This is a genomic window from Clostridioides sp. ES-S-0001-03 (genome assembly GCF_020676075.1).
Lineage (GTDB): Bacteria > Bacillota > Clostridia > Peptostreptococcales > Peptostreptococcaceae > Clostridioides.
Genome location: NZ_JACVWJ010000003.1, coordinates 222,899 through 240,000 on the forward strand (window position 1 = coordinate 222,899; position 17,102 = coordinate 240,000).

Annotated in this window: 15 protein-coding genes; 14 read left to right on the plus strand and 1 reads right to left on the minus strand. The window is 26.3% G+C overall.

What is annotated here, in order from left to right; translation table 11 throughout:
* Positions 1-72: 72 nt before the first annotated feature.
* Positions 73-1,218, minus strand: coding sequence for a DEAD/DEAH box helicase (locus tag IC174_RS07525; protein ID WP_227434755.1), 1,146 nt, complete (start codon positions 1,216-1,218; stop codon positions 73-75).
* 277 nt (positions 1,219-1,495) lie between these two features.
* On the opposite strand from IC174_RS07525, the gene IC174_RS07530 reads away from it, so the two are divergent.
* The 14 genes from IC174_RS07530 to IC174_RS07595 all read left to right on the plus strand — a co-directional run bounded on the left by IC174_RS07530 (position 1,496) and on the right by IC174_RS07595 (position 16,989).
* A complete protein-coding gene (locus IC174_RS07530; protein WP_227482567.1) occupies positions 1,496-2,203 on the plus strand; it encodes an ABC transporter ATP-binding protein in 708 nt (235 codons plus the stop codon).
* 48 nt (positions 2,204-2,251) lie between these two features.
* Positions 2,252-3,847, plus strand: a complete 1,596-nt coding sequence (locus IC174_RS07535; protein ID WP_227482568.1) for a putative ABC transporter permease subunit — start codon at positions 2,252-2,254, stop codon at positions 3,845-3,847.
* Positions 3,848-3,950: 103 nt separating this feature from the next.
* A complete protein-coding gene (locus IC174_RS07540) occupies positions 3,951-5,030 on the plus strand; it encodes a lysylphosphatidylglycerol synthase transmembrane domain-containing protein (protein WP_227434752.1) in 1,080 nt (359 codons plus the stop codon).
* 205 nt (positions 5,031-5,235) lie between these two features.
* Complete coding sequence (locus tag IC174_RS07545; protein ID WP_227482569.1) at positions 5,236-5,397, plus strand: DNA polymerase III; 162 nt, start codon at positions 5,236-5,238, stop codon at positions 5,395-5,397.
* Between the two features lie 344 nt (positions 5,398-5,741).
* Entirely contained in the window at positions 5,742-7,010 is a 1,269-nt protein-coding gene (locus tag IC174_RS07550) for a cation:proton antiporter (protein WP_227434750.1), read from the plus strand.
* Between the two features lie 193 nt (positions 7,011-7,203).
* Positions 7,204-7,992 carry an FAD binding domain-containing protein gene (locus IC174_RS07555; protein WP_227482570.1) on the plus strand — a complete coding sequence of 263 codons (789 nt, stop codon included), beginning with the start codon at positions 7,204-7,206 and terminating at the stop codon, positions 7,990-7,992.
* Complete coding sequence (locus IC174_RS07560) at positions 7,992-8,441, plus strand: (2Fe-2S)-binding protein (protein WP_227434748.1); 450 nt, start codon at positions 7,992-7,994, stop codon at positions 8,439-8,441. The genes IC174_RS07555 and IC174_RS07560 overlap by 1 nt, the downstream gene beginning before the upstream one ends.
* A 3-nt stretch (positions 8,442-8,444) precedes the next feature.
* Positions 8,445-10,709, plus strand: coding sequence for a xanthine dehydrogenase family protein molybdopterin-binding subunit (locus tag IC174_RS07565; protein ID WP_227434747.1), 2,265 nt, complete (start codon positions 8,445-8,447; stop codon positions 10,707-10,709).
* Between the two features lie 142 nt (positions 10,710-10,851).
* A complete protein-coding gene (locus tag IC174_RS07570) occupies positions 10,852-11,160 on the plus strand; it encodes a hypothetical protein (RefSeq protein WP_227434746.1) in 309 nt (102 codons plus the stop codon).
* A 282-nt stretch (positions 11,161-11,442) separates the two neighbouring features.
* Positions 11,443-11,943: a QueT transporter family protein gene (locus IC174_RS07575; protein WP_227434745.1), complete on the plus strand. Its 501-nt coding sequence runs from the start codon at positions 11,443-11,445 to the stop codon at positions 11,941-11,943.
* Between the two features lie 73 nt (positions 11,944-12,016).
* Positions 12,017-12,994: a helix-turn-helix transcriptional regulator gene (locus IC174_RS07580; RefSeq protein WP_227482571.1), complete on the plus strand. Its 978-nt coding sequence runs from the start codon at positions 12,017-12,019 to the stop codon at positions 12,992-12,994.
* 49 nt (positions 12,995-13,043) lie between these two features.
* On the plus strand, positions 13,044-13,766 hold the full coding sequence (locus tag IC174_RS07585) for a cell division protein (protein WP_227482572.1): 723 nt from the start codon (positions 13,044-13,046) through the stop codon (positions 13,764-13,766).
* A 27-nt stretch (positions 13,767-13,793) separates the two neighbouring features.
* Entirely contained in the window at positions 13,794-15,728 is a 1,935-nt protein-coding gene (locus tag IC174_RS07590; RefSeq protein WP_227482573.1) for an McrB family protein, read from the plus strand.
* Positions 15,721-16,989, plus strand: coding sequence for an McrC family protein (locus IC174_RS07595; protein WP_227482574.1), 1,269 nt, complete (start codon positions 15,721-15,723; stop codon positions 16,987-16,989). The genes IC174_RS07590 and IC174_RS07595 overlap by 8 nt, the downstream gene beginning before the upstream one ends.
* Positions 16,990-17,102 lie beyond the last annotated feature (113 nt).

Below are 17,102 nucleotides of genomic sequence, written 5' to 3' on the forward strand. Positions count from 1 at the left end.
TAATTCAATAAAATAAAGAACTGTAATTTCTAATCTATTTTGAGAAGAAGTTACAGTTCTTATTTTTTTGTATTACTTAGATATATCTACTAATTTTCCCTTTTCTAAGGTTTTAGGCACAATTGTTATATTAAATTCTTTTTGCAATTCTTTTATAATATCTAATTCTTTTTTTGTTATTATTGAAATAGTATCTCCACTTCGGTTTCCTCTAGCAGTTCTACCACATCTATGCAGATATTCATTTTTACTATTTGGAAAATCTAAATTAAAAACATGGCTTATATCTACTATATCAAGTCCACGAGCAGATAAATCTGTTGTAACTAAAATTTTTGCTTTTCCAAGTTTAAATTTATTTATTGCATTTTTTCTATCCTCTTTTGGCATATTTCCAAATATTCCAATTGCTTTATAATTATGATAGTTTAATTTTGATACTATAACATCTATGTTTTTTTCATTGTTTACAAATACAATAGCTCTTTTTGGGTTTGTAGCAGCTAATGTTTTTCTAAGAAAATTAAATTTATCTCTTATTTCCCCTAACATATATGTATGATTTATATTAGGATTTATCTGTGACTTTTCTTTTGTTTTTATTAATTCAAATTCTTTCATAAATTTATCACAAATTTTTATAGTACTATCTGTAAGACTTGCAGAACAACCTATGATTTGTCTATCTCTTAATGTAGTTTTTATTATGTCTTCTACACAAGTTATATTTTTACCATTCAACAAATTGTCCACTTCATCTAAAACGATAGTTTTTATGTTGTGTGATTTTAACTTCTTCTGCTTTATTAAGTCTAAAACTCTTCCACAAGTTCCTATTACTATATGTGGTTTTATAGCCTTTATATTTTTTATTTGTTTTTGTATATTAACTTCTCCAATTAAGGATAGTGAAGTCAAAGGAGTTTCTGAGTTTTTTGCTAATAATTCAATTTGATTTGTAATTTGCATCACTAATTCATGTGTTGGTGCAAGTATAAGAGCCTGAGTTTCTCTTTTTGATGTATCAATTCTTTCAAATATAGGTAAAACATATGCAAGTGTTTTTCCTGTTCCAGTTTGTGAGTTGATTAATAAATCTTTATTTTGCATTATATTTTCTATAACAAGTGACTGAACTTCTGTTGGAGAAGTTATGTCTTGTTTTTTAAGTCCATTTATTAGAGTAGAACTTATCTTTAATTGTTCAAATGTGTTCATCTTTTGCTCCTTCTATTAAAAACTTATATTATTGTAGTTAACTATTTCTTATTATACATTGTTTAGTCAAATCGAACTATACATTATTTTATAATTATGTGCAATTTAGAAGTAAATATAGATGTTTTTTGTATATTTATATTGAGTTCAGTATTTTTACAATTGTCTAATACTTAAATTTAAAAATTTAGCAAATTGTAGTTGCAATTGCTTAATACTTGTTATATATTATATATAACAAGTATTAAAACTATAATATATAACATGGAGGGAAATTATGTTAAAGATAAGTAATGTATCTAAATCATATAAAAATAAAAAGGTAGTAAATAATATTTCATTTGAGGTAAATGATGGAGAGATTTTTGGCTTTATAGGTCATAATGGTGCAGGAAAAACTACTACTATTAAAGCAATTGTTGGGATACATGATTTTGAGGGAGGAGAAATACTTATAAACTCTAAATCTATAAAAAAACAATCTGTTGAGTGCAAAAAGGAAATGGCGTATATTCCTGATAATCCAGATTTATATGAAGCTCTAACTGGAATACAATACCTTAATTTTATAGCAGATATATTTGAGGTAGATAAAAATGAAAGAGAGGACTTAATAAAATACTATTCAAATAAATTTGAAATTAATAGGGCATTAGGAGATTTAATATCTTCGTATTCACATGGAATGAAACAAAAACTAGCTATAATTTCAGCTTTAATCCATAATCCTAAAATTCTAATTCTTGATGAACCTTTTGTAGGTCTTGACCCAAAAGCTTCCTTTATATTAAAGGAAATCATGAAGGAGTTTTGTAAAAAAGGTGGTTGTATATTTTTCTCAACGCATGTATTAGAAGTTGCTGAAAAAATCTGTGATAAGATTGCCATAATAAAAGATGGAAATATAATTGCTTATGGAACTACTGAAGAAGTGAAAGGAAATAATTCTCTTGAAAATATTTTTATGGAATTAATAGAAAAATAAAATGCTATTTTTACAGAATATAATGTCTAAAGTGAGGTATGATAAATTATGAGTAATCTAAGTATATTAATAAAAACTAATATAATAAATGAGTTTAAATTGAATGCTTTAAAAAATATAGACAGCAAAGAAAAACAAAAAATAATAGGAATGATGTTTTCAATAGTTGTTGTAGTAGGGCTATTAATATTTTATGTAACAAGTTTAAGCCTTTCTCTAGTTGATATTTTAAAACAAATAAATCAAATGGAAATGTTGCTTGTGTTTGGCTTTGGATTATCAACAGTAATGGCAATTGTTACATCATTATATAAAACTTCATCATATCTATTTCAAGCGAAGGATTTAGAGTTATTAACTAGTTTGCCAATAAAAGAATCTACTATATTGGCTAGTAAAATATTAATCTTAGTTGGAACTAATTATTTGTTTTCTTCAGTGTGTATGATTATACCAGCAGTAGTTTATTTTTTTAATGCCAATGTAAGTATAACCTATTTTCCTTACTTAATATTATTATTTTTGGCTCTGCCATTACTACCAATAGTTGTTTCATCAATAATTTTCTTATTTATAGGACAGCTATCATCAAGGCTAAAATATAAAAATTTAGTGTTAATCATAGGTAATGTAATATTAATTTTGGCTTATACTGTACTTATGTCAAAACTAAACTCTATATCAGTTGAGTTATTAAAAAATAGTGTATCTATTTCAGAAACAATTAATAAAATATATCCACCTATATACTATTTTGTTGATGCTCTTAAAACTGGAAGTATAGTTTCATTTTTAATGTTTATGGCAACATCATTAATACCATTCTTTATCTTTGTGACTCTATTTGCAAAAGGATTTACAAAGATAAATGCTAGAATGGGTGAAAGTTATAAGATTAAAAACTATAAATTTAAAAGTCAAAAAATTTCAACACCCTCAAAGGCTCTATTGAAAAAAGAATTTAGAAGATATACTTCTTCATTTATTTACTTTTTGAATTCATCTATTGGTCTGTTATTTTTAATAGTGGCTACAATCGGTGTGTTGGCATTTGGAGCTGATAAAATAGGTGAGTTACTAAAAATGAATATAGATTTTAGTATTATAAAAATACAGTTATTAGGTGCGTTTCTATTTATAATAGTAATGAACTGCACAACATATTGTTCAATTTCTTTTGAAGGAAAGAATCTATGGATACTAAAGTCTTCTCCAATAGATGAAAGGGAGATATTTTGGTCAAAAATATTGATGAATTTTTTATTAAATGCACCATTATCTGTTTTATGTCTAATATTAGTGTCTATAAAACTAAACTTTGAAATTCAGTTCGTGATGGTAGCAAGTTGCTTGATTGTAACTATGTCAATGTTTGTAGCTTTAATGGGATTGTTATCAAATTTACTTTATCCAAACCTTGATTGGAAAAATGAAGTGGCGGTAGTAAAAAGAAGTGCAAGTATGATAGTTACAATATTAGTATCATTAATTTATATAGTTATACTTGGAGGCACATATATGTTATTGAAAGTTTCATTTCTAAATATATATTTGATTTTAGCAAGTGTGCTTACACTTATATTAGACTTTATGCTATGGAGAATTATTTCCACTAAAGGAGTAAAAATATTTAAAAATTTATAGATATATTTGTGTTAAAAATAGACTTATTTTTTAAAGTATTGCAAAGAATATGCTAAGTAGTATACTATTGTATAGTGATATGAAAAAATTTAGGAGAAAATAAATGAGAAAATTATCCAAAAAAGAGAAAGATTTTATTCAATATGGATTTCTGATATTTTTGATATGTATTACTACTTATTTAGTATCAACCACTTTAGATGTAAAACTAATACCTAAAATTATAAGTCTAGTAAATAAAACCTATATATTTCTTGGCATACTAATAATGTTAATATATATGATAATTGAATCTATTGTGACACATTTGATAATAAATGCAGTTCAAAAAACAAAAGTAAAATTTATAGGTATCAAAATGGCTACAATGGGATTTTATTATAATTTAGTTACTCCCTTTGCATCTGGGAGTCAGCCAATGCAAATATATGCACTTACAAAGTATGATGTTAGTCTCAGTAAATCTGTAGCCATAGTTACTAATAAGACCGTTGTATTTCAAAGTACAGTTACTATATTTTGTGGAATTTTAATTTTATTGAATAAGTCATTATTAATGGAACAAGTGCATTCAGTTAGAGTTTTAATCGCCGCTGGGATGACCATGAATGTAAGCATGCTATTAGGAGGACTCTTAATAGTATTTAGTCCTAAGCAAGTAAAAATGATAGCAGAGGTTTTGATTAATTTTTTATCTAAATTTAAAGCATTTAAGTTTTTAGATTTAAAAAGAGATAGAATAAATCATTATATTGATGACTACAATTATTCTATAAAAATATTTATCAAAAATGTAAGGATTTTATTTTTAAGCATATTGCTTACTGCACTACAACTTATAGCATACTTTAGTATAGTTTATTGTGTGTATAAAGCTTCAAATTTAAAAGGAGTATCATATATACATATAATGACATTGCAAGTATTTTTATACATGGCAATATCACCAGTTCCAACACCAGGAAATGTTGGAGCAAATGAAGTTACATTTTTTACCATGTTCTCAAACATAATTCCAAAAGAATTATTGGGATATTCAGTGCTTTTGTATAGTGGATTTGTATATTATATGTTATTAATAATTTCAGGATTGTTTACATTCAGAACACATTATACATTGAATAACTGGAAACATGATAACAAAAGTAATTCTAGTTTAGGAGAAGTTATTGAAAAAGTTTAATTATTAGAAAATAAAAAGAAATATAAATTACTTAGTTTGTAAAATTTAATCGATAAAATTATTATTAGGGAAATTCTAAATATAAATATACTGCTAAAATAAGCTGTATTGTATTGAGATATTTCCCTTTTTTGATTAAAATTATAGAAATTTGAAATAATAAGTAATAAATACAAACTCTATATTATTTAGAAAAGGAGAAAATATGAAACAAAATAAAGAAAATGAAAAACAAATGAGTAATTCTAATATTAAAAAAAATAGTGATAATAAAATCGAAATTGCTGAAGAACTATATCCAAGTAAAAATATAGGTAGTATGCTTGGAGATAGAATAGATAAGAAAAAAATCAATCGTCCAAGTTAATGAAGTGGTTGAAAATGGTGTGTTTTAAAAAAATAATATAATGAGATGTTTTATTGTTAAATTTAAACTTATTTTAATGAGAAAAAAAGTCGAAAATCGTCTAAAATACACCTGTATGGGGGACAACGTTATTTTATAGATGCATAAAACTTGACAAAATCAACCTTTTCTTGGCAAGAAAAAAAAGATAAAATTATATGAGCGTTATTTAATTGTCAAAAATGAAGGTAAAGTTGCAAGTGATAAAAAATATGATTGATAACATTTATTTCTGTGCTATAATTGTATAGTAAAATGAATAAATGAATATGTTGTATACATGCATATTAGGAGGAGAGACTGACATGGAATCATCTATACATACAATTGCCAGCAATAATTTATTGATAATTTTTGCTATTGTGAGTATAACTGGAATAATTTGCAGCAAACTTAGCGAAATCGTAAAAGTTCCAGATGTTGTATTATTTTTACTTGTAGGTATTTTAATAGGACCATCATTTTTGAAATTTATAGATATTCGTGGATTCCAAATAGAGAATCAACTGATACTTACATTTGGTTCTGCATTTATATTATATTTAGGTGGAAAAGAAATAAGTTTAAAAGTTTTGAGAAATGTAAAGATATCTGTATTTTTACTAGCTACTGTAGGAGTAGTGATATCTGCTTTTATAATGCAACAAGTAATAGGATTTACTTTTGGAGTAAGTGCAATGACTGCTTTATTAGCAGGAACTATAATAGCATCAACAGACCCTGCTACTCTTGTACCTATATTTAATCAAGTAAAGATAAAGGATAGAGTAAAACAAACTGTAATAAGTGAATCAGCTTTTAATGATGCAACAGGAGCTATATTAACATCAGCAGTGTTAGCTGTAATTTTATCAAATAAGTTTTCCTTAAGTGCCAATATTTATGAATTAGGTACAATGGTTGTTGTAGGAATTGTAGTTGGTCTAATTACAGGAATACTGCTTTTGAAATTGGTTAATGATAAGCCATATGGTATATTTAAAGATTTTGCACCAATAATATCTGTTATTTCAGTTGTGGTTGCATATGAATTATCTACAAAATTAGGCGGAAGTGGATATATGTCTTGCTTTATTGTAGGTATAATAACTGGTAACAAGAAAAACTTTAAAATATGGTTAAGCCAAAAATCTTATGATGCAGATTTTTATGTTGCTGAGACTTTAGGAACTATTTGTCGTATGGCGATATTCATAATATTAGGTAGTCAAGTTAATTTGGCTCAGTTAGGTAAATATTTTGTACCATCTGTAATTGCAGTGCTAGTATTAATGTTTATAGCAAGACCAATTTGTGTCTTAGTATGTGCACTTGCAGACAGAGAAGCAAAATGGAGTAAAAATGAAATATTGTTCATGATGTGGGTAAGAGAAACTGGTGTAATCCCAGCTGCACTTTGTGGTATTATTTCAGCAATGAAAGTTCCTGGATATGAAGTAATTTCATCAGTAGTATTTATGTCTATATTAATTACATTAGTAATACAAGGAAGCACTACAAAATTGGTAGCTAAAAAACTTGGATTATTAGAAGAAGAAGTGATAAATATAAGCGAAAAGGTATCAACTTTTTAGTTTTTCACTTTAAAGGATACATAATAATGGCTATTTTAAGGTTATCTAGTGATAATTATTGAAGTAGCTATTTTTTATGTAAAAATGAATTTACATAATTTACATATTGCATATATTTATTATCAAAATTTGTTGAAGCTGTGATATAATTAGTTGTATTTAAAATAAGAATAGCGAATAAGGGAGGAAATTTATGTTTACGGTTATAGATATTGTACAACCAGATACAGTGGAAGAAGCGTACTCAATTTTAAATAAAAGAAAAACTAATCAAGTAATTGGTGGAAGTGCTTTTTTAAGAATGGGGAAAAAAAGAATAGGAACAGGAATAGAGTTATCTAACCTAAACCTAGATTATATAAAAGAAGATAAAGAGTATGTTGAAATTGGTTCTATGACTACTTTTAGAACATTGGAAACAAGTTCAATAATAAAAGATAATTTTGGTAAAATAATAGAAGATTCAGTTAAAGATATAATAGGAATTCAGTTTAGAAATGTAGTAACAGTTGGTGCAACAGTATTTTCTAAATATGGATTTTCTGATTTGATAGTGGCATTGCTTTCATTAGATACAGAAGTAGAGTTATATAAGGGTGGGAGAATTAGCCTTGAAGAGTTTTTAGATAGAGATTATGGGAAGGACTTATTGACTAAGGTGTATATAAAGAAGGAAAATAAAAAAGCCTCTTATAAGTCATTGAGAAATGCAAAAAGTGATTACCCTATTTTGAATGTGTCTGTTTCAAAAGATGGTAAGAAGTTTAAGTTGTGTGTAGGAGCAAGACCTCAAAAAGCTATGATTGCAAAAAAAGCTAGTGAATTTTTATCTAATAATGAAATTAATGAAGCTAATATAGATAGGGCAATAGAAATAGCTTCAGAGGAATTAACATTTGGTTCTAATATGAGAGCATCTAAAGACTATAGAAAAGCTATGAGTAAAGTACTTTTAAAAAGAGCTATAATGGAGGTTATTTAATGTTAGTAAAGCTTAATATAAATGGAAAAATGAAAAATATTGATATAGAGCCAGAAGAATATTTGGTTGATACCTTAAGAAAAGTTGGCAATTTAAGTGTAAAAAGGGGTTGTGATACAGGTTGTTGTGGTCTCTGTACAGTTTTAATAGATAAGAAACCTACATTATCTTGTGCGACATTAACCTTGAGAGTTTTAAATAAAGAGATAACTACAATTGAAGGTTTAGAAAATGAAGTTAAAGAATTTAGTGAAGTTTTGGTAAAAGAAGGAGCTGAACAATGTGGTTTCTGCTCTCCTGGTTTTATACTTACTGTACTTGCAATGAAAGATGAGCTTAAGAACCCTACAGACGAAGAAATAAAACATTATTTAACAGGAAATTTATGTAGATGTACAGGATATATGGGACAGTTAAGAGCTATCAAAACTTATCTGGAGGTAAAGTAGAATATGAATATAGTTGGAAAAGGAATTGAAAAAATAGATGGAATGAGTATAACAACAGGAAAACCTGTATATACTGATGATTTAGCAGCAAAAGATGCTTTAATAGTAAAGATACTTAGAAGCCCTTATGCTTATGCAAAGATAAAAGATATAGATACATCAAAGGCAGAAATGGTTGATGGTGTTGAATGTATTTTAACATATAAAGATGTACCAAAATCTAGATTTACACTTGCTGGTCAAACCTATCCAGAGCCATCACCTTATGATAGGCTAATTCTTGAAGATGTTGTGAGATATGTTGGTGATGAGGTAGCTATAGTTGCAGCTATAGATGAAAAAAGTGCAGTTAAAGCAATGAATCTTATAAAGGTAAATTATGAAGTACTAACACCTGTTTTGAATTTTGAAGAGGCAATCGGAAATAAAACTATAGTACATGATGAAGATAGACATTGTAATTTTGAAATAGGTATGCAGAGAGAAAAGAATATAGTGTCACATCATGACTATACAAAAGGTGATATAGAAGAAGTATTAAGTAATTGTGACATAGTGATTGAAGAAACATATTATACTCAAGCTCAAGCCCATGCAATGATGGAGACGTATAGATCATATAACTATTTAGATCATGCTGGAAGACTAGTTGTAGTAAGTTCAACTCAAATACCATTTCATGTTAAAAGACATCTATCCCGTGCATTAGAACTACCAGCTAGTAAAATTAGAGTTATAAAACCTAGAATTGGTGGTGGCTTTGGTGGTAAACAAACTGCTTGTGTTGAGATTTTTTCAGCTATTGTAACTTTAAAAACAGGTAAGCCAGCTAAAATAATATATGATAGAAAAGAAACTTTTAATTGTTCGACTAGTAGACATGCAATGAAACTAAAAGTTCGACTAGGTGCTACTAATGATGGAATAATAAAGGCTATCGATATAAATGCACTTTCAGATACAGGAGCATATGGAGAACATGCTTCTACAACTATTGGCTTAGTTGGGGAAAAGACTTTACCAATGTATAATAAGGTTGAGGCAACAAGATTTATCGCAGATGTAGTTTATACTAATAAAATGCCAGCAGGTGCACTTAGAGGGTATGGAGCTTCTCAAGGCTGTTTCGCTGTTGAATCAACTATAAACATGTTAGCTGACAAATTAAAAATGGACCCAACGGACTTGAGATTAAAAAATGTAGTAACACAAGGTGAAACTACCTTTGCATATGGAAAAACTTTAAATAGTGTAGACTTAGTAAAATGTATAAATAAAGGGAAAGAACTTATCGGATGGGATGAAAAATATCCTTGTAAGCATCTTGAAAATGGAAAAGTTAGAAGTGTGGGTATGGCAATTACTATGCAGGGTTCTGGTATACAAGGGCTTGATAAATCTTCAGCTGAAATAAAACTAAATGACTGTGGAGACTATACACTTATGATAGGTTCTACTGATATGGGTACAGGAAGTGACACAATTCTAGCTCAAATGGCTGCTGAAATTCTTGAGACAAGTATTGAAAATATAACAGTTATATCAGCAGATACAGATTTGGTCCCATATGACCCAGGTTCATATGCTTCAAGTACCACTTATGTAACTGGGATGGCAGTAGTTAAGGCAGCTCAGGATTTAAGGGATAAAATAATATCTGCTGGAGCAACTAAACTAGGTGTAGATAAAGACGAATTAGAATTTGATGGTATAAAATTAACTAGTAAAGAATGCAGTACTTCGTTATTTGACATAGCAGTTGACTCTACAATTGGACCAAATACTAATCAATTAATAGGTCTCGCATCTCATGGTAGTCCAGTATCACCACCACCTTTTATAGCTGGTTTTGCAGAAACTGAAATTGATAAAGAAACTGGAAAAGTTGACTTATTAAATTATGTAGCCATAGTGGACTGTGGAACAGTTATAAATAAAAACTTAGCAAAGATACAGGTTGAAGGTGGAATTGTTCAAGGTATTGGAATGGCAATGTTTGAAGAAGTTAGATATACAGAAAAAGGTAACATGGATACAAACACATTTATGCAATATAAGATTCCAGCTAGATGTGATATTGGAAATGTGGAAGTTGATTTTGTTGAAAACTATGAGCCAACAGGACCTTTTGGAGCTAAATCTGTTGGAGAGGTTGTTATAAATACACCTTTACCAGCAATACAAGAAGCTGTTTTTAATGGTGTTGGGGTTAGAGTAAATACACTTCCTATTACACCTGAAAAAGTTTTTATGGAAATGAATAAGTAAGTATTTTATACAGATTTTAGACTAGTTTTACATGTTAAACAACCAGTTATGTCATACCTGTTGAAAGATATTTAATAAGTAGTTATTATAATATTATGAAACTTTACTTGTAAAATATAAAATTAACTAAGGGGATGATGTTTTGGCTGGAAATCTAAATAATATGAGAGCAGTAAATAATTTTAGAGGAGATAATAACATTTTAGAATGTTTAGTCAGCTTTGAGGGTCGTTCAATAAGTCAGAGAAAAGCAAGGGTATTTTTTAAGGAAATGAAGAATCAAATAGAAATCGACTTCGTAGAAGAAGAAATTTCTAAACTTGTTGAAAATGTTGTTTTAAATACATCATATCAAGAAATGTTATATGATGAAATAGAGAAACAGCTGGAAATTGATTGTGTAGGAACTTGGATGATATTATCTAAATTAAAAGATGCTAGAGTTCATTGATTTTAAAATAAATTATTAGAGCCTAATTTTAAGGCTCTTTTTTAATGTTTTTAATTAAGATATAAACTTATTTTAATTTATATATATGATAATTATAACATATATTTAAAATCTAACTATTTAATTTTATATGTATTCTATTGTATAATATAAATTAGATTAATAAAATAGTTCGTTAAAATAATTTATTTATTTTAAATTATTGTTTAAGTTTATAAATTTTGTATAAAATAAAATTATATTATTAATTTTTAGCAATAAAATTTTCACTAGGAGAGATATATGAGAAGAAATAGTACCAATATAGCAGTAACAGCAGTTGTTACATCAATTTATGCAGTTTTAACTTTATCATTAGGATTTATAAGTTATGGACCAATACAATTTAGGATAGCCGAGATTATGATGCTTCTAGCATTTTTAGATAAGGGATATATAGTAGGTCTTACATTAGGTTGTTTTTTAGCCAATGTAATAGGTCCATATGGTGTACCTGATATAATTTTTGGAACATTTGCCACATTTGTAAGTGCAAGTTTAGTGTATATTACTAGAAAGTTAGGCGGTCAAAATAAAAGCACATTAATTATAGCTTCTATATGGCCTACTATCATAAATGCAATTGTAGTTGGATTAATGTTAAATATATTTTTTGGACTTCCTCTAATATTATCGATGATACAAGTAGGTTTTGGAGAATTTGTAGTAGTAACCTTGGTAGGAGTACCATTCTTTTGTTTTTTAATGAAAAAATATAGAAATATCATTGATATTAAGTTTTAGAGTGCAGAAAGTTATTTTGTAGATTAAAAATTAGTGTGAATTAAGAATAGTATTATTATAAGGGGGATTTTATTTGTCAAAGATAAAGAGATTAACTGATGTTTGGACATATATTAATGATAGACAAAAGTTTACAATCAAAGAGTTGTCAGAGAAGTTTAATCTTTCAACTAAAACTATTCAACGATATTTAATAGAATTAAATGAAATGGGGCTTCCAATTAAAGCAGAAAAAGGTAGAAATGGAGGTTATAGGGTATTAAATAATAGCTATATACCTCCTGTTATATTTACAGAAAAAGAAGTTATGTCTATAGTTTTTGCATTTAAGTCACTACAAGTTTACAATTTTTCACACATAAAAAAAGAAATTGATTCTATAATTAAAAAAATAAATTATAATCGTGAAAGTAGTGCAAAAATAGGTATAAACAACATTGAAAAATATATTGAGTTTATAGCTAATTATAAAAATATTGATGCCAATATTGTGACTGAATTTTTCAGGTCTTCATCAAACTCTTGTGTTTTAAATATCAAATATAAATCTGGAAATCAGTTGCTGGAGAAAAAAATATGCCCAATAGGTATATATTTAAATGAAGGATTTTGGTTTTCACCAGTGTATGACTATGAAAGTGATAATATTATACTAATACGTATAGACAAAGTACTGGAAATTGAAAAAGTAGGAGAGTCTAAAAAAGCATGTATAAGTTTGAAAAGTTGGCTAGATTCAGTATATAGCAAGTTAAATGAAGAGATGGCAATTACTAAGAAAACTAGTGAAATTGTTCATTTGCATGTATTACTCACAAAAGAAGGTATTTCTAAAATAACTAGAAGTTTTTTAGATTTGGATATAGAATTAAATGAAAATGGAAGTGGAACAATTAGTAAATTTATAAAGTATGAAGAAATAGATTGGTGGATATCTACATTATTTTCAATAGGAAAAGATGCTAAAGTTATAGAACCAAAATTTATGAATAAATTACTTTATGATAGGGCTAAAGAGTTAAAATATTTTTATGAAGAAAATATGATATAATATTTAAAAATGTTAAAATTAAATAATTATTAAGGAGATATATATTATAATGGAAAGTTTTAATAAGAATGCTAAGATAATTGGTATTGGAGCTAAAGGTATTAATATAATAAATGAAATAGAAGAAAAAGTAAAAATAAATATGGATATAGAAAAAATTACTATGAATCAAGAGGTTGAAAAAGAATATGTTAGAAGTCTTTTAGATGGAGTTGACATATTATTTTTAGCATATTCAACTGAAGATAAACAAAGTCGAGAAGTTATAAAAGCTATTTCATACATGTCTAATGAAAGACGAATTTTATCTATAGGTATAAATTCTTCAGAAGAAGAAAATAAAGATGACTTAGGAATTAATAGAGAATTTAAAGTCAATGAAAATAGTATTTTAAAATTTGTTGATTTGATGAATGTTATGATAGAATCTATTTCAGACTCTTGTATGATAAATATAGATATAACTGATTTAAAAGAAGCTATTATAAGTGATAAAGGGATTAAGTATTCTTTTGAAGAATTTGAAGATTCAAAACAGCACAGTGAAATAGTAGATATTTTATTTGAAAATATGGAACATTTTGGTGAAGAATTTATTGGGAAAAAAGGTATAGTTTTTGTTGAAGGAAATGATAAATTTTCACTAGTTGAATTAAATGATTTGATGAATAATATTCAAAGTAAGGTAGAAGAAGGCTATGAAATAATATTTTCTTTATACTTAAAAGAAAATTTAGATGGAAAGATTAAAGTGGGAATGTTATATAATTAATGTATTTTAGATATTAAGGAGAAGTATATGTCTGAAAATATAAATGTTACAGAGTATTGGCTAATGGAAGAATTTTTTTATCAAGAGACAGATACACCACAAATTTTTAAAGAAGAAAGCATAATTGCATTGGGATTTGATATAAAAATAAATTTAAAAAAAGTGCTTAATATGGGAAAAAAATCTGAAAAATACATTAATGAGAACTGTAATGACAAAGATTTTATAAAAAAATTTATTTCAGTTAAAAAAGGAGATTATTTTCTATATAAGGCATATCAAAATGTAGAAGGAAAAATTAAGTATAGTGTTCTTATTGGTATTGTTGAAGAAAGTTTTGAAAATGGTTATGAATTAAGTCATATCTTGGGTCATACATTACCTATAAAATGGATGTACACATTTGATACAGTTTTAAATTGTAAAATATATACGAGTGAGTTTTATAAATTAAATAATGAAGATATAAATACATATTTAGACATTATTAAATTGCAACATAATAAATCATTAAAAAAAAGAATAGAAGAAAATGACAATAATAAATGGTACCTAAAAAACTATTATTATATAGATGTAGATAAGTGTGTAGAGAATGAAGAACTGTTTATTCAACCTACTAATTTAGAACAATTAGAAAACTTGAAAAATATAAATACAGATGATTATATTCTAGTATATAATAGCGAAAAAGTAAGTTACGAAAATGACCATACAATGAAAAGCTTATTTGGTGTTTGTCAAGTTAAAGAGGGTTTTGATAAAGACAAAATAACTACTTCAGAAGGTGGATGTTTTTTACCTGTAGAATGGATAGAAAATGAAAAAGAGAATATTGATGGAAATGCATGGGTTATCTTTGAAAATAATAATTTAGTTGAAAAATATATAAAAAGATGTATTAATAAAATTCCATTAAATACCATACTTTATGGTCCACCAGGGACGGGTAAAACATATAATGCAAAACAAATAGTTTATAATTTAATAAATGAAACTAGTTTAAAAAATAATGATTGTACAAGTTATGTAGATTATAAAAATAATGTAGAATTTTGTACTTTTCATCAATCATATGGATATGAAGAGTTTATAGAAGGTCTCAAATCCGATGGTGAAGGTAATTTTAAGCCAGAAGATGGTATATTGAAGGAAATATCTATAGAAGCATGTTACGATGGGTTGAAACTTGAAAAGAAGCTAAATCTTGAGTTAGAAAAAGATACTTTAACTATAGAAGATGTAAAGGCAAGAAAAAAGATGTTGGTGCTTGATAATATAGAAGATGTCGAGAACTTTAATTTTGAAGAATCAGAAAACTATGTTTTAATAATAGATGAAATCAATAGAGGAAATATATCTAAAATATTTGGGGAATTAATAACATTATTAGAAGATGATAAAAGACTTACTAAATCAAATCAAACTATCGTAAAACTACCATATTCAAAAGAAAGATTTTCTCTACCTCCAAATTTATATATAATTGGTACTATGAATACATCAGATAAATCCATAGCTCTTTTAGATATAGCTTTGAGAAGAAGATTTGCTTTTGAAGAAATTATGCCAGACTATGATTTATTGTCTGTTGTAGATGGAATAGATGTTAAAAATATGCTATATACAATTAATAAGAGAATAGAGTTTTTATATGATAGAGACCATGTTATTGGACAGGCCTACTTACTAAATGTAGAAAATATTGATGATATAGTGGCCGTATTTAGAAAAAAAATAATACCACTTCTTCAAGAATATTTCTATTATGACTCAGAAAAAGTAGGACTTATTTTAGGTGGTATAGGTAAAAATGAAAAGGACAAATATATTGTTTATAAGGAAGAAATCACAGCATCTAAATTATTTAAAAATAATAATTCATCAATAATGGAAAGTAAAGTTAATTATTGTATAAAACGAAATATATCTATTGAGGAGTTAAAAAATATATATGAGTAAAAATATATATGTAAAGGAAACTTATGAATGGATAAAAGTAGGTAATGGTGAAAATGAACTTACAGAAACTGAATATGAAAAATTACTTAAATATCTGGATAATAATAATGATGTGTTAAAGAGTAATATAATAGATATCAGATATAAAAAACTGAGATTCATAAATTATGTAGGTGTTATATATTTTGAAAATGTAATATTGGAGATACTTCCAAAGCTGTCATTAAGTAATGATATTGTAAAAGATAGAGAAATGCTATTACAAATGCTTTCTACATGTAATAAGATTCCAATTATAATAAACGAAAATATAAAATCAAGTTTAAAAAATTATAATCTCATGAATTTTTTTGTTATGTATTTTATTGAAAGTATGCAAATGCAAATTAAGAGAGGGATTTATTTTGAATATATAAATAAGATAGATAATTCGAATGTTGTAAAAGGCAAGATATTAATAAGTAAATATGCAAGAGAAAAAAATATATCTCCAATGAAAATAAAATGTGAATATGATGAGTATAGCGAAAATAATTTTTTGAATCAAGTTTTAAAAAAGGCATGTATATCTATATTATGTAAAGTAAATGACAATTTAATTCAAAATAAGATAAAAAAAATTTTGAGTTATTTTTATAATGTGGACTTAGTTTATATAAATAGAGAAGAACTATTGGATTACAAATTTTATAAAAATAATGATAGATTTAAAGATTGTTACTCATTGGCGAAACTTATACTTTTAAATTTATCGATGGATAACAGCGAAAATAATCAAGATGCATTTTCTATATTATTTGAAATAAACATTTTATATGAAGAATATATCGGAAACTTAATAAAAAATATATGGAATAATGAATTTAGAGAAACGTATATACAAGATAAAAGTAAATTTCTTTTAAAAAATGAGCAAACAGGAAAGAAAACTTTTAATTTAAGACCAGATATAGTTTTATATGATTCAAAATATGAATCTGAAATCATAATTGATACAAAATGGAAAGCTATTGAAGTGGATTCAAATATCTTCTATAGATCAAGTGATATATATCAGATGTATGCATATATAACATCTTATGAAAATGCAAAAAGGTGTATATTATTATATCCTTGTATTAAAAAAGATAAAAATTATAGCTCTTGGAGATTATTGGAGTCGTTTAAAGGTAAATTTATAGAAGCAAAAACTGTAAGATTGGATAATATAAAAAACACCATATCTGATTTGAAAAAAATAATTTTTAATTATAAATTTTAAAAATAAGAATTATAAAAATAATAAAAATACATTGTATAAAGCAATAAACAATTTTATAGCATATAAGAACTATAAAAAAATAATAAATGAAAATTTTTGTAAACTATTTTAGA